The organism is Serratia fonticola (assembly GCF_001006005.1).
GTDB lineage: Bacteria > Pseudomonadota > Gammaproteobacteria > Enterobacterales > Enterobacteriaceae > Chania > Chania fonticola.
The window spans coordinates 4,655,614-4,674,569 of the sequence record NZ_CP011254.1 but is presented as its reverse complement, the minus strand read 5'-3'; the positions used below and the strand labels follow the sequence as shown (position 1 = coordinate 4,674,569).

Sequence of the window (18,956 nt, the reverse complement as noted above, 5' to 3'; positions counted from 1 at the left end):
CCCCCGCCCAGAGCTAATAGTTTTTAGAGCGCCACCAGGTGCAGTGTTTTTGTCAGCCTGGTGAAGGTGTGCACCATTACCCGCTCAATGGCAGCTTTTATCCCGTCGTTGCTTTTTTGGACTCAACAGATAATCGACTACTGCATCATCCACACAGCTGTCTACGCCGGTCAACGCCAGCGTATGGCCATCCCCTTCGCGAGTAATCAGCGGGCTTTTAAAACTCGAAGCCATTTCACGGGCGTTACGATATGGCGTAACCGGGTCATAGCGCTGGGTAATGAACAACAACGACGGGAGAGCGGTAGAAAGCACTGGAGCATGCGGTTCCACATGGCCAGGGTATGGCCAGAAATCACAGGTCTCGAGTGGATACTCATGCAACGGTAAGTAATTGGGAAATGAGGCTGCGGTATTGATTTGTTGGCGCTGCCGACGTAACAGCTGCTGGTCGGCATCAGGCTTCGCCATATCTGCACAGGTGATCACCGTTCGCGCATCATCAGCGTCTGGGGTATAGCTTTCGTCGATAAGGTCGGTCACTGCATCATCGGCTTTGCCCTCATCAATTTTACGCAAGGCCGTGGCCAGCTCGGGCCAACGTTCCCGCCAGGGCAACAGGTTACGCGTAAGGGTGATCACGTCATCGGCAGAGATTTCATAACCCGAAGGAGTAACGAAAGGAGCATCGTGCAATTTGTGCAGCATCCTGTGGTACCGCTGGATCGCCCAGTTAGGTTCGCTGGTTAAAGGGCATGAGCCGTTTTTCTCGCAATCATCGGCAAAACGCAGGAAGCTTTGCTGAAAACCCCGCTCCTGATTGATGCGTTGGTTAAAATCATCTTCTTTCAGGTTCACTACGCCATCGAGCACTAACGCGCGGATTTTCTTAGGGAAACGCTCGGCATACAACTCCGCGACCTTGGTACCGTAAGAATACGCCACGGCGGTCAACGCGGGTTCACCCAACGCCCGGCGAAGGATATCAAGATCGTTAACGGCTTCGTGCGTGCCCATATGTTGCACCACGTCGGTTCCGGTCTGCTTGATGCAGGCCGCCACCATATCCCGTGCCTGTTGCTCTGCACCAGGAAGATCGTTTTCATCGGGTGACGGTGTTTCCTCACTGGCTGTCTGTTGACAGGAGATCTTGGGTGTCGATTGCCCCACACCACGCGGATCATAGCCAATGATGTCGTAAGATTTTTGCAACCGCCAGGCGGGCCCCTGCTCGGCAATTTTTGGATTGATCCCTGGCGAGCCAGGCCCATCCGCGATGATCACCACACTGCCTTTTTTTGGGCCTACCGCAGGTAACCGCGTGAGAGCCAGCCGAACGGTTTGTGCTGCATTCTGGTTACTCAGTGGCGCTTCGACATAGCCACATTGTAACCCGGCCGGAGGCGGCCCATCGCTGAACCAGTGCTGAAAGGCGGTGCTGTTACAGGGTTGCCATTGAATGGTACCTGGTGCGGTGCCAGATGGTTTGGCATAGGCTGGCAGTTGGACCGCAACGGCCAGCAAAAACAGAACACGAAACGCAGTCATGACGAGTCCTTTCAGCAAACGGTTATTCTGGATTTTAACGTCGATACATTAAACCGCCCGCCAACAGATCATGGAAGGGGTATAGAGGGAATACCGTATACCAAACGGCAGGAAAGGTTCATTGAAAAAGAACGCATTTGAAGGAGGATAAACCGGAACCGACGCGGGTAGCGGCGGCTCCGAGGTTGTGAGAAGGCCAGACCATTTTTATCGACAGTAATGACGTAGTACTGCGCCCTCAAAACCCTTTAGGACATTTCTATCAGAAACGATAGCCAGCACCAACGGTCCAGGTACCGACTTTAAAGTCACCCAGCTTTGAATACTCGTAATGAGCATCAAGAGCAATATTAGGGGTAACGTTAAACTGTAAGCCAGCACCGTAAGCGACGCTGGTCTTGCTTTCGTCTGTGTTAGCAGAGTACCCCAGCATAGAGACATTGGATGTCGCCTTGCCGTGGCCAAAACCGATTAAACCGTAGGCGCTGATATAGTCATTAAAGCGATAGGCTGGGCCAGCAGTCAGTGAGTAATATTTTAAATCACCATCGCCCACTTTGTTACTGCCATAATAATAATCATACGACTGTGTGGTGTAGGTGAATGAAGTGATAAAGCCTAAATTGTTATCCATTTCATAGCGATACTTGAGGTTGAAACCCTTAGGATTCTCATTCAGGCTGTTGCCATCAACCTTCACGTGGCTCTGAGCGTAACCTAAAGAAATGGTGCTTTCACCCGCAGCCTGAACGCCGAAAGACAACGCCATTGCGCCAGCCAGAAGTACTGATAAATATGTTTTTTGCATGTTAATCTCTTAATCCATGAGTAAATAAAATTCGCTCTGCAATAAAATAATGTGCTATTTGAGCGAATTCGGAATTTAACCATGAAGTTTGTGGGATGTCTCGCTCTACTTCACATAAATATCAATTTCTCTACGGGAAAATTTATAGCAACAAGCAAGTTAGCTTATTTTTTAGGCGACCTGAACATTATTTATATGGCTTGCTGGAAATTTCTTGTAGGGCAGTTCAGTTTGCCGCCCTTTCACACCCTAGCAAGTGCCATCCGCAGAACAACCTTGTGATCTATAATGTTTAATTTTTAAACGGCCTATCACAGTCATAGGTTAATAAAGTCCATACCATCAACTACGATTACTCTAAGGCCTCAGGACGTTGTTGTTCGGGGCCTGGCGGATAACCCATTGAGGGATATCATTTTTACGTAAACTGTTAAAGCCGCACGCCACAAGGCTAAGAAAGGTTGATTATGGCACGCACTACCCCCATCGAACGCTACCGCAATATCGGCATCTCGGCGCACATTGATGCCGGCAAAACCACGACGACCGAGCGGATTCTGTTTTACACCGGGGTCAGTCACAAGCTGGGCGAAGTCCACGACGGCGCCGCTACCATGGACTGGATGGCGCAGGAACAGGAGCGCGGGATCACCATTACTTCCGCCGCCACCACCTGCTTCTGGAACGGCATGGAGCATAATTATCCTCAGCACCGGATCAATATCATCGATACCCCCGGGCACGTCGATTTCACCATTGAGGTGGAACGTTCGATGCGCGTGCTGGACGGTGCCGTGATGGTGTACGACTCGGTCGGCGGCGTGCAACCGCAATCTGAAACCGTGTGGCGTCAGGCTAATAAGTACAAGGTGCCGCGGCTGGCCTTCGTCAACAAAATGGACCGCACTGGCGCGGACTTTTTCCGCGTGCGCAATATGATGATCGAGCGTCTGAAAGCCAATCCGGTGCCGGTGGTGATCCCCATCGGTGCTGAAGACCATTTTGCTGGCGTAGTGGATTTGATCCGCATGCAGGCCATCTTCTGGGATGAGGCGACTCAGGGTATGACCTACCGCTTTGAGGCGATCCCCGCAGAAATGCTCGAGCAGGCCCAAGAGTGGCGTGACAAGATGATTGAAGCTGCGGCGGAAGGCTCCGAAGCGCTAATGGACAAATACCTCAATCAGGTCGAATTAACCAATGAGGAGATCGTTCAGGGATTGCGCGCCCGCACCGTTGCCGGTGAGATCCAGCCAATGCTGTGCGGTTCGGCATTCCGCAACAAGGGTATCCAGCGCATGCTGGACGCAGTGATCGAACTTATGCCCTCTCCGCTGGATGTACCGCCGATGGAAGGCCATGACGAACGCGATAACATTATCACCCGTAAGGCCGATGATAATGAAAAATTCTCGGCGCTGGCATTCAAGCTGATGACCGACCCGTTCGTTGGCCAGTTGACCTTCGTGCGCGTCTATTCCGGCATCGTGGCCAAAGGCGATAGCGTCTATAACCCGGTAAAAGGCAAAAAAGAGCGTATTGGCCGTATCGTGCAGATGCACGCCAACGACCGTAAAGAAGTCGATGAGCTGCACGCCGGGGATATTGCCGCCTGCGTGGGCCTGAAAGATGTGACCACCGGCGATACGCTATGCGATCCCAATGCCATTATCACGTTGGAACGCATGGTGTTTCCGGAGCCGGTTATCGCACAGGCCATCGAGCCAAAGACCAAGGCCGACCAGGAGAAAATGGGGATTGCGCTACAACGCCTGACTTCGGAAGATCCTTCACTGCGCGTACGCACCGATGAAGACTCCGGCCAGACCATTATCTATGGCATGGGTGAATTGCACCTGGAGATCATAGTCGACCGGATGCGGCGCGAGTTTGGCGTTGAAACCAACACCGGCAAACCGCAGGTCTCTTACCGCGAAACCATCCGCCAGAAAGTGACCGACGTAGAAGGCAAATTTGTGCGTCAGTCCGGCGGTAAAGGCCAATATGGCCACGTGGTGTTGACGGTGGAACCCAATGAACCTGGTAAAGGCTTTGAGTTCTTTGATGAGATCAAAGGCGGCGTGATCCCCGGTGAATATATTCCGGCGGTGAAAAAAGGCATTCTGGAGGCGCTGAATAATGGCGTGCTGGCGGGTTATCAGATGGTCGATGTCAAAGTGCATCTGACCTTCGGTTCCTACCACGATGTGGATTCCTCCGAGCAGGCATTCCGTATGGCGGCGATCTTTGGGTTTAAGGAGGCCTGTCGCCTGGCCAGCCCGGTTATCCTCGAGCCGATCATGGCGGTAGAGGTGGAAACTCCGGAGGATTACGCGGGTAACGTGATGGGCGATCTGTCGTCACGGCGCGGTATGGTGCAAGGGATGGAGGATATCCCCGGTGGCGGAGGCAAAGAGATCCATGCCAAAGTGCCGCTGTCTGAGATGTTTGGTTATTCCACCACCCTGCGCTCCATGTCGCAAGGCCGTGCCACCTACACCATGGAGTTCAGCCACTACGCAGAGGCTCCACGCAATGTGGCCGAAGAGATTATCCACCACAGTAAACGTTAATTGATAACGGCTACGGGGAAACCCGTAGCCTCAGATTGATGGCAAAGCTGAATTTGCACTGGGCCAAGGGCGCAGCATGCAGCGCCCCTACGGTCAAACATGTGCGGCCTCTGCAAGTTCGGAGCTATTTTTTGCCAAACTGCATTGTTGCACCTGTGATAGCAGACACTCCCCCAATTCACTTCGTAGGGGCGCTGCATGCTGCGCCCATTAACCCACCTTGTTAGCGTGTCTCTTCCAACGCCATTACCATCGGTTCCAATTTAATACGCATGGCGTAAATCACTCCAATCATCAAACAGGCAATACCGCATAGCGTCAGCAGTGGTGGCCAGCTATGGCGCAGCATAAAGGTATAGGCCAATCCAGCCAGGATCTCAAACACGATCAACGGGCCTAGCAGCACCGTCGGTAAACGCTGGCTCGCCTCATTCCAACACAACGTACCTAGCCAGGAACACAAAACGCCAATAGCGATCATCAACGGGATAAACACCTGTGGCCGAGGGCCGAACGGCAGCGCGAATTGCGGCTGTGTCAGCGCCAATTGTCCGCAAACCAGCAAATAGCCCACCAACGCCAAAGGTAAGGTCACAATCCCCTGTGCTGTGGCCCAGGTCGCGGACCGTTTGTCCGGGTTATCGCGTAACCAACGCGCGTTACGCAGAGGGAACCAGGTCCAACACGCCACCGCTAACAGTGCCAATCCCAAGCCGCTGGTATAACGCCAAACATCAATAGGCTCGCTATTGCCCTGCAGTTCCGCAATGTTGACCAGCACCAGCCCGAGGGCAATCACCAGTAAGGCCGGAGTCAATTTTCGCCAGGAGAGACGGCCGTCGTGATGGCCATAAAACAGATTGGCAGCGACCGATATCACCACCGGTAACGTGCCGATAATCATGGTTGATACCGGCGCTCCGGTACGTTGGATCGCGCTGGCCAGGCACAGGTAATACAGTAGATTGCCGATCGCAGTCAGTTTTAACGCCTCTAGCCAATCTTTTGCCAGCAACTGACGTAAACGGCGGCGATCCAGCCAGGCCAACGGCAGCACGACAAGCCCAAAAGCCAGATAGCGCCCAGTGGACTGCAACGCGGCTGGATAGTCTGGCACCAATACCGGGCCAATAAAGATCAGGCCCCACATCAACCCGGCAATCAGGGCAAACATTACACCGACAAACATAGTGACTCCATCATCAACAGCCATTCTCAAGTGGCATCAGGATAGAGGGACGTGGGGGCAGAATATTGTACCAGGTTGCTGTTTTACGCCCGCTTTTGCGGCGGAAGTTAACGCATCACCTGCTTTTGGTAGCGCGCAGGCGTGACACCGTAACGATTAACCAGTGCTTTGGTGAGATGTGCCTGATCGGTTAACCCCACAGCTACGGCCACCTGGGCCGCAGGCATTCCCCGCCCGAGCATCTGCTTGGCTTTTTCGAGCCGGATCGCCATCAGCATCTGATGTGGGGTGACATGGAATTGCGCCTTGAATTTACGCTGGAAATGATACGGGCTGAGCGAGACCAGCGTCGCCAGATCGCTCAACGTGATTGGGGAGGAAAAGTTATCCCGCAGATACTCCTTCACTATCGCCATGCGATGGGCGGCTTCATTCTGCTGCGGTTGAGCAATACGCGCGTGAGGGCGCAAAATATCAACGACGGACAGCAGCAGGCTATCGAGCGCCAGCGTGTCCCGTGTTTGCCATAACGCCGCCAGCGTTTGCGAAAGCCGCTTGGCCGCCGCCGCATCATGGTGGATCACGTCGTGGAACCAGCAGCCCTTCTCACCGGAAATCCGCTCCAGCGCCGCAGGCTCCAGATAGATCATCCGATAGTTCCAACCGCCTGCCGTTTCCGCTTCGCCGGTATGCAACTCGTCCGGATTCATCAGCACCAAGGCACCCGGAGCGGCTAAATGTTGTGCCCCACGGTAGCGAAAGCGCTCCGCCCCGGCTTCCACCGTGCCGATACCAAACGCATCATGGGCGTGCGGCTCAAACGCATAGCGATCGATATGGGCCTGATAAAGCTCCACGCCCGGCAACTGCGGCAAATGCCGGAACTGGGCGCGATCTTTCTCAAACGGAAACTGTTCTGGCACACCTTGCAATTCCCTGGCTCCTGTTACGTTTTAGGGTTGGCATTAAGCAATTTAGCTCGCAGGACTGATAATAACGTGTCAGCACTAGATTTATCATTTTAATACCGCATTGTCCCGCCTTCCCTGGCGGGATGCTAATTAAGGCAATGCCTCCAACGCAGTAAACAGAACCTGGGCCGCCGGGGTCAACCCAGTCATATGTATGCAAGCGTGCACCATCCCAGGCAAACGCTGGCATTTCACGTTAACGCCAGCTTCTTGCAATCGCTGTGCATAGCGTTCACCTTCATCCCGCAGCGGATCGTATTCGCATACCAGGATCGTCGCTGGTGGTAAGTCTGCCAGCGTTGACGCATGCCAAGGAGAAGCGTAAGGCTCCTGAGGGTCGGTATCCGGCCCAAGGTAGTTTGCCCAGCACCACCCCATGATCTCCTGCGTCAGGTAGTAACCTTCACCATATGCGTCAAAGCTTGGCATCGCCATCCCGCTATCCAATGCAGGGTAAAGCAGGTATTGATGTTCTACGGCTGGCCCTGGCCGATCTCTGGCCATCAGAGCTGCCGCTGCCGCGAGGTTCCCACCCGCACTATCCCCGCCAAGCGCAATCCGCTGGGGATCAATGCCGATTTGCGCTGCTTGTTGCGAGGCCCAACATAGCGCCTGATAAACGTCATGCAACGGCGTCGGGAAAGGATATTCCGGAGCCAGGCGATAGTCGACAGACAGGATCACTCGCCCAGTGGCATTGGCCAACGCGCGACAAGGTGCATCGTAAACGTCAAGCGAGCCCAGACACCATCCGCCGCCGTGAGCGAACACCATCGCCGGAAGCGGCATATCCTCTGGCGCATTTAGGGGAATATAACCGCGCACGCTAATAGTTTGCCCGCCGCCAACCGGGATGTGGAACGCCATTATTTTTTTGACGGGCTGGGGTGCCCCCTGCAAGCGCTGTAACCCAACTGCCGTTTGCGCACGTAGTTCTTCCAGTGAGGATGGTGCGGGCGCATCCGCCTGTTGCTGCAAAAATAGCGCGATCTGCTTATCCAGCGGCATGGGCTTTACCCTCCTGTAAAAAAGGCAGGATCAGGGTGATAAATTCCTCGTGGCACTCCTCGGTAATGAAATGCCCACAGCCAGGCACCACTTCCCCTTGGAGTTGATGAGCCTTACCCTGCAAGGTAAGGAATGGCGCATCGCGGGTCGCATGTTCTGCGCCAATCGTCATCACCGGCATCGTTAGGGGCGTTTTAGCCCGTTGTTGGTTTTGTCGAATGGTCTCAGGAATGGCCCGGTAATAATCAAAACCGGCACGCAAGCTGCCAGGCACCGAGTAAGCCGCGATGTAGGTTTCCGCGGCGACGCGATCGCGCCGGTAAGACCAGCGGTTGAAAATGTACCCCAGATACTCAGCCTCTCGGCCGGTGGTCAGGGCTTCGGGCAGGTCGGTTAACTGGTTAAACATAAAATGCCACAGGAAGATGTTGTCCTCGGCGGGAACAAAGATCGGCGGGGCTTCTGCCAAACCGGGGATCACAGCTTCGGTCAGCACCAGCCTGCTCACCGCCTGAGGGTAATCGCTGGCCAACGCATAACCCACCCACATGCCAATATCATGGCCGATCACCGCATAGCGCTGATGCCCCAGTTGCGCCATGACCTGATGGAGTTTTTCGGCAACGCTGCCGGTGTCATAACCACCGAGGGGTTTGTCCGAGTCTCCTATACCAGGAGGATCTACAGCAATAGCCTGAAAGCCCGCATTGGCGAGCGCCTGCATTACGTAACGCCAGGTGTACCAGGTTTGTGGCCAGCCAGGGATCAGCAGCACCGGTTGCCCGCTACCGGCGATGGCGCAGTGAATACGCTGGCCGTTGATTTTAATATAGACGTGTTCGGCCTCGAGCCCATTGGATAATGGCCCGTGAGTCAGCATAGTCATAAGGTGCTCCAGAGGTTAGCGAATGCCCAGCAAGGCGTTGATTTGTTGTTGGTTGACCGGCGCACCGGCAAAGTCATCGAACACTTTATCCGTGACCGGAATAATATGGTTGCGGATAAACGCGGCGCCTTCTTCGGCCCCGGTTTGTGGATGCTTCAGGCAGCATTCCCATTCAAGCGTGGCCCAACCGGCATAATCGTACTGCGTCAATTTGGAGAAGATGCCTTTAAAGTCCACTTGCCCATCCCCTAATGAACGGAAACGCCCTGCACGATCCGCCCAGGACTGATAGCCACCGTAAATCCCCTGCCGACCACTCGGATTAAACTCTGCGTCCTTGACGTGAAACATGCGGATGTGATCTTTATAGATATCGATAAATTCCAGATAGTTGAGCTGTTGCAGCACGAAATGGCTGGGATCGAACAGCATTTGGCAGCGTGGATGAGCCGCAACGCGCTGATGGAACATTTCAAAAGTAATGCCATCATGCAGATCTTCGCTGGGATGGATCTCATAACACAGGTTGATGCCCTGCTCATCACAGGCATCGAGCACGGGTAACCACCGTTTGGCCAGCTCATCGAAGGCCGTTTCAATCAGCCCTGCTGGCCGTTGCGGAAATGGAAACAGGTAGGGCCAAGCCAGCGAACCGGAGAAGGTACCCATTTCAGTCAGACCTAGGCGGGCTGATGCTTTTGCCGCCAACAGCAGGTTTTCTTTGGCCCAAAGCGTTCGCCCTTGCGGATCGCCACGTAGTCCCTCCGGCACAAAACTGTCGCATAACGCATCATAGGCTGGATGCACCGCCATTAGTTGGCCGAAAATATGCGTGGTTAACTCGCTGATCACCAGGCCGTGCTGCGCCAGCATGCCGGTGATGTCATCGCAATAACTTTGGCTTTCCGCCGCCGTTTTCACATCAAACAAACGGCTATCCCACGCGGGGATCTGCAAAGCTTTAAAACCCGTCTCTTTTGCCCAGGCGGCAATCGCTGGCAGGCTATTGAACGGTGGAGCTGCATCACTAAATTGAGCAAGGTGCAGGCTGGGGCCTTTAATCGTTTTCATTGTCTTTCCCATTGTTTGTCGATTGACAAACAATAGGCTTAAATCGAATCATCGGCAAGCGGATTTTGAAATTCGTTGGCGTTATCCGCTATTTAAGCGATCCTGTACTCCGCAGCAAAATCACCGGAGAAGATGACGATGGCAGGTAGACCAAGAGAGTTCGATCGTGAACAGGCCCTATTGCAAGCACGGGACTTATTTTGGCGACAGGGATTTGAAGGCACCTCGATGTCCGACCTGGTGGCCGAACTGGGCATTGCCTCGGCCCGGATCTACAAGGCCTTCGGCTCGAAAGAATTACTGTTTCGTGAAGCGATAACACACTACGAAGCCCACGAAGGTGGCTTTGCCGAGCGTGCTTTCGAAGAACAGGCTAGCGTGCGTGAAGCCATCAAACAGATGTTGAACGACGCTGTTGCCCTCTACAGCCACGGTGAACTTCCTCAAGGGTGCATGGTGGTCTCTTCTGCGACCAGCGTCAGTGAAGATAATCAGGGCGTCATGCGCTGGTTGATGGAACACCGCCAACAGCGCACTCAAGGTATCATCGCCAAGTTGCAGGATGCGGTACAGGCCGGAGAACTCCCCGCCAACACCGATGCAGAGAGCCTTGGCGATTATTTTGCGGCGTTCCTGCATGGTTTGTCCGTTCAGGCTCGGGATGGCGTGAGCCGTGCCCGGCTGGAAAAGGCGGTGAAACTCGCCCTTACTATGCTCGATCGTTCCCCGGAGTAATTACCTTACCCACACTTTTAATGTGACAAGGTTAAAAAATATTCAACAACCTGGTTGAGTATTGACGCTGACGTTCTATATTTAACCATATGGTTAAATTATCTTCCTCACCGCTGGACGCCATTTTCCACGCGCTGGCCGACCCGACAAGGCGCGCCATCCTGCGTACATTGGCAGAAGGCGAACACAGCATCGGTGAACTGGCTGCGCCGTTCGAGATGTCGTTTGCCGGAGCTTCCAAGCATATCAAAGCGCTGGAGCAAGCCGGGCTGGTGCAACGCACCGTGCAGGGAAGAAACCATATCTGCCGGCTCGCTCCCGAGCCAATGGTGCAGGCCATGCAGTGGCTGCAAACCTACGAACATTTCTGGAATGAGCGGCTGGACGCGCTAGAACAAGCGCTGTTGCAAGCCGACTCGCATCCTCCGACGGAGTGAACCCATGAACGACTACGGTATGATTATTGAAACCGGTACGCTGCGGATCCAGCGGCTGCTGCCCGGCCCGCTCAAACGCGTCTGGGCCTACCTGATCGAATCGGATAAACGCGCCAGCTGGCTGGCCGCCGGTGAGATGCCCATGCAGGTCGGGGCCAAGATCGAACTATTGTTTTGCAACGCCGATTTGGCCGGGGAGGATGAAAAACCACCGGCAAAATACAAATCCTGTGCTGGTAAAATCGCTCAGATGGGTCATATCACCTGCATTCTGCCACCGCGCCTGGTGAGCTTTACCTGGGCAGAAACAGGGGAAGCCCGCCCTTCTGAAGTCACTATTGAACTGACCGAGCAAGAGGATAAGGTGCTGTTGACCCTTACCCATCGCCGCCTGGCCAACCGCGATACCCTGCTCAGCGTCGCCAGCGGCTGGCATACCCATCTGGATCTGCTGGCCGATCGCCTGCTGGAGCGGACACCAAGCCCGTTCTGGGCCTCAATGAGCCGGTTGGAAGACGAGTACCGGGCCAAACTGTAAGCCAGCGGGATGAGGATTGCGGTTCTCATCCCCTTTACCGCTCAAAGCTGGAAGATGAGAATTTAAAACTCCCACTTGGTGACTGGAGTATAATGCGTTGCACCAATCTGATGCCCTTGAAACATGGAGTTACGATGCGTCAACGTATTATTGTTTGCCCGTTAATTGAAAACGATAACGCCTATCTGCTATGCAAAATGGCGGCCCATAAAGGGGTGTTCCCCGGTCAATGGGCGTTATCCGGCGGCGGTACCGAGCCAGGAGAAACCATCGAGCAGGCGTTGCGTCGCGAAGTAAGTGAAGAACTGGGTAGCGATCTGGTGCTGGACCGCATTCAACCCTGGACGTTTCGCGATGACGTGCGGGTGAAGACCTACGAAGACGGCAGTAAAGAGCAAATCTATATGATTTACCTGATTTTTGACTGCCACGCGGCCAACCGCACCATCACGCTTAATGACGAGTTTGAAGAATATGCCTGGGTGCGAAAGGAAGAACTGGCCAGCTACGATCTGAACGAAGCAACCCGATTCACGCTACGCCAACGTGGGTTGCTGGAGTAGTGATGCCCCTCACCCTAACCCTCTCCCAAAGGGAGAGGGAACCGATCGAGTTCGTTGATTATCTTGAGTAAAACCTTGCCTTTCTTGTTTTATTCCCTACTTTCCGAAGCAGCCCAACCTCATCAAAAAAGCCGGGCTGCTCCCTCGTCCAAAGGGAGAGGGAACCGATCGAGTTCGTTGATTGTCTTGCGTAACACCTTGCCTTTCTTGTTTTATTCCCTACTTTCCGAAGCAGCCCAACCTCATCAAAAAAGCCGGGCAGCTCCCTCGTCCAAAGGGAGAGGGAACCGATCGAGTTCGTTGATTATCTTGCGTAAACCTTACCTTTCTTGTTTTTATTCCCTACTTTCCGAAGCAGCACAACCTCATCAAAAAAGCCGGGCTGCTCCCTCGCCCTACGGGAGAGGGTTGGGGTGAGGGGCAATCGAGGACGGATTAACCTGCAATTACCCCGGTTCTTCAAATCCCCCCTAACCCGATAAACAACCCGGCAATGGTGGCGCTCATCAGGTTGGACAGCGTCGCCGCCAACAGAGCCCGGAACCCTAACTGAGCAATTTCCGAGGCCCTTTCCGGCACCACCGCACTGAAAGCCCCCACTACCACGGCAATCGAACCAAAATTGGCAAAACCGCACAGTGCGAACGAAATCACCGCGATGGTTTTCGGATCAAGTAGCATCGCGCTTTCTTTCAGGTAAGGAGAGAAGCTGAGATAGGCGACAAATTCGTTAATTGCCAACTTCTGGCCAATCAACCCCCCTGCCAGATCGGCATGTTCCCAGCTCACGCCCATGATGTAGGCTAACGGAGCAAACAGATAGCCCAGCAGGCTTTGCAGACTGACGCTTTCAACGCCAAACAGGCCGCCAACGCCACCGATGATGCCGTTGATCAACGCGATCAGCGCAACGAAAGCCATCACTACCGTGGCAACACCCACCGCAATTTTCAGCCCCAACATCGCGCCGTTGGCCGCCGCTTCGATAATGCTGGCAGGCCGTTTATCACTGAATGACATTTCACTGAACTCAACGCGGGAAGGCTCCGTCGCCGGGCTGAGCAAACGGGCAAACAGGATCCCTCCGGGGATAGCCATCAGCGAGGCCGCCAGCAGATATTCGATGGGGACGCCCAAACCGGCATAACCGACCAGCATCGAACCGGCAATGGAAGCCATACCGCTACAGATCACCGTGAACAGTTCATTGCGGTTCATGTGTTTAACAAACGGCTTCAACACCGCAGGCAACTCATTCTGCCCCAGGAAAATGGTAGTCACTGCGGCGAAGGACTCCACCTTGCTGATATTCATAAGCCGCTGGAAGACATAGCCAAGAATATTGATCACCCACTTCATTACCCCAAGGTAATATAAAATAGAAATCAATGAGGTGATAAAGATGATGGCGGGTAGCACGTGAAAAGCGAACACAAAACCTGCACCATCGAAAAGCTCATTCATTTTCGGCCCTACCAGGCCGCCAAAAATAAATGCGCTCCCCGCATCGCTGTACGAAATCACGCGATTGACACCGCTGGCAATGGCGTTAATTAACCATTTACCTGCGGGAACATACAGCATAATAGCGCCAAGCAACACCTGGAGTAACAATGCCGCACCGACCGTGCGCAAGCTTATTTTTCTTTTATTGACGGAAAACACAAAGCCGATTAATAACAGGATCGACATACCTGCCAAACTGCGCAACAACTCCATAAGGCCCCCTTCTATTTTGTTTATTTCCTTCTTTACTCGGCAAACGGCAATAGCCTGCCGCCTGCCGAGGCAGAAGTGATTTATCAAGGACAAACGTAGAGTGCTAATTTAAGCGTTAAGCGCAATTTCGCTGATAATGACCCGCGATCTTGGCTGCCAATTCGGCATTATTAAACACCAGCTGAATATTGGCCTGCAGGCTGTCGCCGCCGGTCAATTCAGCGACTCTGGCTAGCAGGAATGGCGTACTATCCTTGCCGGAAACACCCTGCTCCACGGACTCTTGAACAGCCTGCTCAATGGCCTGGTTGATCTTCTCTTCAGGCATGGCGTACTGCTCTGGGATTGGGTTGGCAATCACCATCCCGCCCTGCAAGCCAGCCGCCCACTTGGCGGCCATTGCCCGCGCGATTTCCTGCGGCGTATCCAGGCGTACGCTAACGGAATAAGGGCTGGTACGGCTGAAAAATGCGGGCAGGCTATCGGTGCCGTACCCCACCAAAGGCACGCCGTGGGTTTCCAGATATTCGGTGGTTAAACCGAGATCCAGGATCGATTTGGCACCGGCGCAAATCACCGCCACGTTGGTTTGTGCCAATTCCTGTAAATCGGCTGAAATATCAAACGTCTGCTGCGCGCCACGGTGCACGCCGCCAATCCCGCCAGTGGCGAATACGCTGATCCCGGCCAGTTCGGCAATGATCATGGTAGAAGCCACGGTGGTTGCGCCGTTTTTGCCACTGGCAATCACAAACGGCAAGTCGCGGCGGCTCACTTTGGCGACCCGGTGCCCTTCGCGGCCCAACGTTTCTATCTCATCATGGAATAGCCCCGCCTTCATCCGCCCATTGATCACCGCAATGGTCGCTGGCACCGCCCCGTTGGCACGGATCTTTTCCTCTACCTGCAAGGCAGTTTCAACGTTTTGCGGGTAAGGCATGCCGTGGGAAATGATCGTCGATTCCAACGCCACCACCGGCCGGTTTTCGGCCAGGGCAAGCGCCACTTCAGGAGCGATATCCAGGTATTGATGGGTGATTAGGCTATTTTGCATGATTGTAATTCCAAAAGTTTTTGAACGCTGCCTTGCGACAGGTTCGGGTTATTGGTGAACTCAGAGGCCAGGGTCATTGCCGAACAGCCCTGGGCAAAACGAATACTGTGATCGAGTGGGAAATCCTCCAGCCAGCAACTCACCAGCCCCGCCATCATGGCATCCCCGGCTCCGGTGACGTTGACTACCTGAGTCGGCAGCGGCGCCGACCAACCGTGCTGACCGTCCACCTCGCTGAAATAAACGCCGTGGCTACCCATACTCAGGGCCAAACGCTGGACACCTTGATGGTGGAACCATTGGGCCACCGCCGGTGCGTCGCTCGCCTGGGATATTTTCATCCCGCTGAGGATTTCCGCCTCAATCCGATTCGGCTTCAACGTATGGATATGCGAGAGCCAGTTTTTGATTTTCGGCGCTTTAAAAGCGGAAACCGTATCGACAAATACCGGCACATTACCGGCATTGGTAAATAGCCAGGCCAGCGCGTCTTCGGTCAGGTTGCAGTCCAGCACCAATACACCACAGTGCTGAATTAAATCCTTGGAATGGGATAACAGCGCCGGGGTCAATTTTTCCAGGATGCGCATGTCGTTGATAGCGACCAGCATTTCACCATTGCCATCCAGCAACGAAACGTAGGTCGAGGTGTTTTCACCATGCAATCGGTGGCAATTATCCACGTTAACACCCGCCAGCTTTGCCTGTTCCAGCAGCGTTGTGCCGTAGAAATCGTCGCCAACCACCGAAACCAGGTGGCATTCGGCCCCTAATAACGCAATGTTCTGTGATATATTTCGCCCAACCCCGCCTGGGGTACACTTTATTTTCCCTGGATTGGAGTCTTCATAAACCAACTGCGTATTGGCATAACCACAAACGTCCATATTTACCGAGCCAACGGTGACTACATAGCGGTGTTCGGAGAGAATATAGCCTTTACCTTTAATATAACCTTTATTCATCAAATTCATAATGTGGCCTGCCACACCAGAACGGCTAATACCTAGAATATCGGCGATTTCGTGTTGTTGAATCAACGGGTCCCGCCGAAGGAGTTGCAGTATCTGTTTTTCCCGGTTGGTCATAATTAACACTTGTTTGTTTTTGAACAGGTGTTTTTTTTTAAATCGGAACCCGACAACAGTAAAGCGGTAACTATCGGAGTTGAGATTATGATCGTAATTTGTCGCAGCGCCGTTTTCAGCGATTAATTTGTGACGTTAATCATATTAACCCAGAATTAAAACGTTTTTTCTTATGGTTTTTCGGCGGGGGCAAAATTTTGTGCTGAAGATAAACTCATTAAAACAAGAGGATGGATTTTGGGATTATTTAAACCAACACGTGTTGGTAACCCTGTTAATTACAAGGATTAATCTCACTACGGTTGATTTCGATTACACAGAAAAACGATCGGCCTCACACAATTCTCTTTCATGGCATCGATTATAACCATCCGAGAGCAGTCACCTGCCCTCGGAGAGCGTTAAACGTAGTTACTTATCCTTCAGCCCGCGGTTGATGAGCATCGGTTCAATACTCGGCTCCTGCCCACGCCATTTAACGTACATCTTTTCCAGATCCTGACTGTTGCCCTGTGACAACACCTGCTCGCGGAAACGCTGGCCATTCTCTGCCGTTAATCCGCCGTTATCGCTGAACCATTGGAAGGCATCATCTGCCAGCATCTCCGTCCACAGATAGGCGTAATAACCGGCGGCATAGCCGTTGCCCCAGATATGCTGGAAATAGCTGGAGCGGTAGCGTGGTGGCACATAGCTGAGATCGATCTTGTCCTGGCTTAGCGATGCGGCCTCGAACTTGTCCACGTCCTGCTGCGGTTGATCGGCGCCCAACATGTGCCAATGCATATCCAGCAGCGCGGCGGCCAACAGCTCGGTCATGGCGTAGCCCTTGTTGAACTTGTCGGCTTTGTTGATTTTATCGACCAACGCCTGCGGCATCGCTTCACCCGTTTGGTAATGCTTGGCAAAGTAGGCAAATACTTGCGGATCGCTGGCCCAGTGCTCGTTAAACTGCGACGGGAACTCGACAAAATCGCGGGCAGTGTTGGTGCCAGACAGGCTTGGGTATTGCTGATCGGCAAACATGCCATGCAGCGCATGGCCAAACTCGTGGAACATGGTGATCACGTCATCATAGGACAGTAACGCCGGTTGGCCCGCTGCGGGTTTGGTGAAGTTGGAGACGTTGTAAATCACCGGCTTGGTACCGTTAAGTTTGGACTGCTCAACGAAGTTGCTCATCCAGGCGCCACCGCCCTTGTTGTCACGCTTAAAGAAATCGGTGTAGAACAGCGCCAGAGACTGACCGTCTTTATCAAATACCTCGTATACCCGCACGTCCGGATGATAAACCGGGATATCTTTGCGCTCTTTAAAGCTGATGCCGTACAGCAAATTGGCGGCGTAGAATACGCCGTTATGCAGCACGTTGTTCATCTCAAAGTAAGGCTTGATCTGTGATTCATCCAGATCGTACTTCTCTTTACGCACCTGCTCGGCATAAAACTGCCAATCCCAGGCGGCCAGCTTAAAGCCGCCGTTTTGCCGATCGATCACTGCCTGAATGTCTTTGGCCTCACGCTCTGCCCGGGCCGTGGCGGCAGGCACGATATTACGCATAAACGTCAACGCCGCATCCGGGGTTTTCGCCATCTGATTTTGCAACTTCCAGGCGGCATAGTTCGGGAAGCCCAGCAGTTTGGCCTGCTCGGCCCGCACTTTAGCTAACCGCGCCAGGGTTTGGCGGGTATCGTTGGCGTCATTTTTCTCTGCGCGGTTGATCGAAGCGTCGAACAACTTTTGGCGGGTATCGCGATCTTGCAGGTTTTGCAAATCAGGCTGTTGCGTGGTGTTCTGCAACACCAATAGCCATTGCTTATCCAGCTTACGTTCACTGGCCGCCTGCGCTGCTGCTGCCAACTCGCCCTCTGAAAGCCCGGCCAGCAGGGTTTTATCACCGATCGCCAACGCACCGTTTTTGCTGGCAGCCAGTAATTTATTTGTGAACTGGGTGCTCAGCGTCGCCGCTTCCTGGTTCAATGCTTTCAGTTGGGTTTTATCCGCGTCAGAAAGATTGGCCCCGGCCAGCACATAGTTCTTGTAGGTCACCTCTACCAGCCGCAGAGACTCGGGGTCCAAGTTGAGGCTATCACGCCGATCGTAAATCGCCTTGATGCGCGCAAACAGTTTGCTGTTCAGCATGATGGCATCGTCTAACGCCGCCAGCTTCGGTGAGGTTTCTTCATCCAGCTTTTGCAGCGCGTCGCTGGTGTTGGCGGAGGTCATCGCCCCAAACACGCTCATGGTGCGCGTCAGCAGTGCACCGCTTTTTTCCAGCGCCACAAAGGTATTGTCAAACGTAGGCTCAGCCGGGTTATTGGCGATCTTTTCGACTTCTGCCAGTTTCTGCTGGATACCGGCGGCGATGGCCGGGGCATAATCGCTTTCGCTGATGACATCAAAGCGAGGAGCTTGGAAGGGTAACTGACTGGTGGCAAAGAACGGGTTTTCTCCCTGCTTATCCTGCTTAACTTCTCCGGCCACTTTCGCCTCCTTAGTCTGGGTGTTCGTTTCTGCCAGCGCGGGCGTGCTTAGCGCAACGCCAATCGCCAGTACCAGGGTTGATAAACGCATCAAATCGAAACTCCTCCATGTCTTAATCTAGGGACGCTGTGTCCACTTGGATAGAAGCTGCAAATTCAGCAACATAGCCTAGCTTAGGCTCAGATGGTCGTTTGAGCAAAAATAACTGAAAATTGCTAAACAGGCTCTGCGGGGGGAGAACAAAGAAAAAACGCGGCCAGAGGGCCGCGTTATCGTAAGCTGAC

General features: G+C 53.6%; 16 protein-coding genes. 5 read left to right on the top strand and 11 right to left on the bottom strand.

The window, feature by feature from the left end; translation table 11 throughout:
• Positions 1-84: 84 nt before the first annotated feature.
• Together WN53_RS20750 and WN53_RS20745 are read right to left on the bottom strand one after the other, a co-directional pair.
• A complete protein-coding gene (locus WN53_RS20750) occupies positions 85-1,548 on the bottom strand; it encodes an alpha/beta hydrolase (protein WP_046808224.1) in 1,464 nt (487 codons plus the stop codon).
• A 262-nt stretch (positions 1,549-1,810) separates the two neighbouring features.
• A complete protein-coding gene (locus WN53_RS20745) occupies positions 1,811-2,356 on the bottom strand; it encodes an Ail/Lom family outer membrane beta-barrel protein (RefSeq protein WP_024487065.1) in 546 nt (181 codons plus the stop codon).
• A 467-nt stretch (positions 2,357-2,823) separates the two neighbouring features.
• Between WN53_RS20745 and fusA the strand changes: the two genes are divergently transcribed.
• On the top strand, positions 2,824-4,929 hold the full coding sequence (gene fusA, locus WN53_RS20740) for an elongation factor G (protein ID WP_046808223.1): 2,106 nt from the start codon (positions 2,824-2,826) through the stop codon (positions 4,927-4,929).
• A 223-nt stretch (positions 4,930-5,152) separates the two neighbouring features.
• Here fusA and WN53_RS20735 read toward each other — a convergent pair whose 3' ends face one another.
• The 5 genes from WN53_RS20735 to WN53_RS20715 form a co-directional block, all read right to left on the bottom strand.
• Positions 5,153-6,118 (bottom strand): DMT family transporter, encoded by a 966-nt coding sequence (locus WN53_RS20735; protein ID WP_024486739.1) that lies wholly within the window; start codon positions 6,116-6,118, stop codon positions 5,153-5,155.
• A 107-nt stretch (positions 6,119-6,225) separates the two neighbouring features.
• Entirely contained in the window at positions 6,226-7,050 is an 825-nt protein-coding gene (locus WN53_RS20730) for an AraC family transcriptional regulator (RefSeq protein ID WP_024486738.1), read from the bottom strand.
• Between the two features lie 129 nt (positions 7,051-7,179).
• Positions 7,180-8,097: an alpha/beta hydrolase gene (locus tag WN53_RS20725; RefSeq protein ID WP_024486737.1), complete on the bottom strand. Its 918-nt coding sequence runs from the start codon at positions 8,095-8,097 to the stop codon at positions 7,180-7,182.
• Positions 8,084-8,983, bottom strand: coding sequence for an alpha/beta fold hydrolase (locus WN53_RS20720; RefSeq protein ID WP_024486736.1), 900 nt, complete (start codon positions 8,981-8,983; stop codon positions 8,084-8,086). Before WN53_RS20720 ends, WN53_RS20725 begins: the two co-directional genes overlap by 14 nt.
• A gap of 15 nt (positions 8,984-8,998) precedes the next feature.
• Positions 8,999-10,054 (bottom strand): sugar phosphate isomerase/epimerase family protein, encoded by a 1,056-nt coding sequence (locus WN53_RS20715; protein ID WP_024486735.1) that lies wholly within the window; start codon positions 10,052-10,054, stop codon positions 8,999-9,001.
• Between the two features lie 138 nt (positions 10,055-10,192).
• Here WN53_RS20715 and WN53_RS20710 point away from each other — a divergent pair, with 138 nt between their 5' ends.
• The 4 genes from WN53_RS20710 to nudI all read left to right on the top strand — a co-directional run bounded on the left by WN53_RS20710 (position 10,193) and on the right by nudI (position 12,327).
• Entirely contained in the window at positions 10,193-10,789 is a 597-nt protein-coding gene (locus WN53_RS20710) for a TetR/AcrR family transcriptional regulator (protein ID WP_046808222.1), read from the top strand.
• An 89-nt stretch (positions 10,790-10,878) separates the two neighbouring features.
• Positions 10,879-11,226 (top strand): ArsR/SmtB family transcription factor, encoded by a 348-nt coding sequence (locus WN53_RS20705; protein WP_046808221.1) that lies wholly within the window; start codon positions 10,879-10,881, stop codon positions 11,224-11,226.
• 4 nt (positions 11,227-11,230) lie between these two features.
• Positions 11,231-11,764, top strand: coding sequence for an SRPBCC family protein (locus tag WN53_RS20700; RefSeq protein WP_024531294.1), 534 nt, complete (start codon positions 11,231-11,233; stop codon positions 11,762-11,764).
• Positions 11,765-11,898: 134 nt separating this feature from the next.
• Positions 11,899-12,327: a nucleoside triphosphatase NudI gene (gene nudI / locus WN53_RS20695; protein ID WP_024486752.1), complete on the top strand. Its 429-nt coding sequence runs from the start codon at positions 11,899-11,901 to the stop codon at positions 12,325-12,327.
• Positions 12,328-12,786: 459 nt separating this feature from the next.
• Here the strand turns inward: nudI and WN53_RS20690 are convergent, their stop codons facing one another.
• From WN53_RS20690 to dcp, 4 genes are all read right to left on the bottom strand, one after another.
• A complete protein-coding gene (locus WN53_RS20690; RefSeq protein ID WP_024486753.1) occupies positions 12,787-14,046 on the bottom strand; it encodes a NupC/NupG family nucleoside CNT transporter in 1,260 nt (419 codons plus the stop codon).
• Between the two features lie 115 nt (positions 14,047-14,161).
• The gene (locus tag WN53_RS20685) at positions 14,162-15,100 is read right to left on the bottom strand and encodes a pseudouridine-5'-phosphate glycosidase (protein ID WP_024486754.1); all 939 of its coding nucleotides are present in this window, start codon (positions 15,098-15,100) and stop codon (positions 14,162-14,164) included.
• Complete coding sequence (locus tag WN53_RS20680) at positions 15,085-16,188, bottom strand: PfkB family carbohydrate kinase (protein WP_024486755.1); 1,104 nt, start codon at positions 16,186-16,188, stop codon at positions 15,085-15,087. The genes WN53_RS20685 and WN53_RS20680 overlap by 16 nt, the downstream gene beginning before the upstream one ends.
• 411 nt (positions 16,189-16,599) lie before the next feature.
• On the bottom strand, positions 16,600-18,762 hold the full coding sequence (gene dcp, locus WN53_RS20675) for a peptidyl-dipeptidase Dcp (RefSeq protein WP_046808220.1): 2,163 nt from the start codon (positions 18,760-18,762) through the stop codon (positions 16,600-16,602).
• Positions 18,763-18,956: the final 194 nt, after the last annotated feature.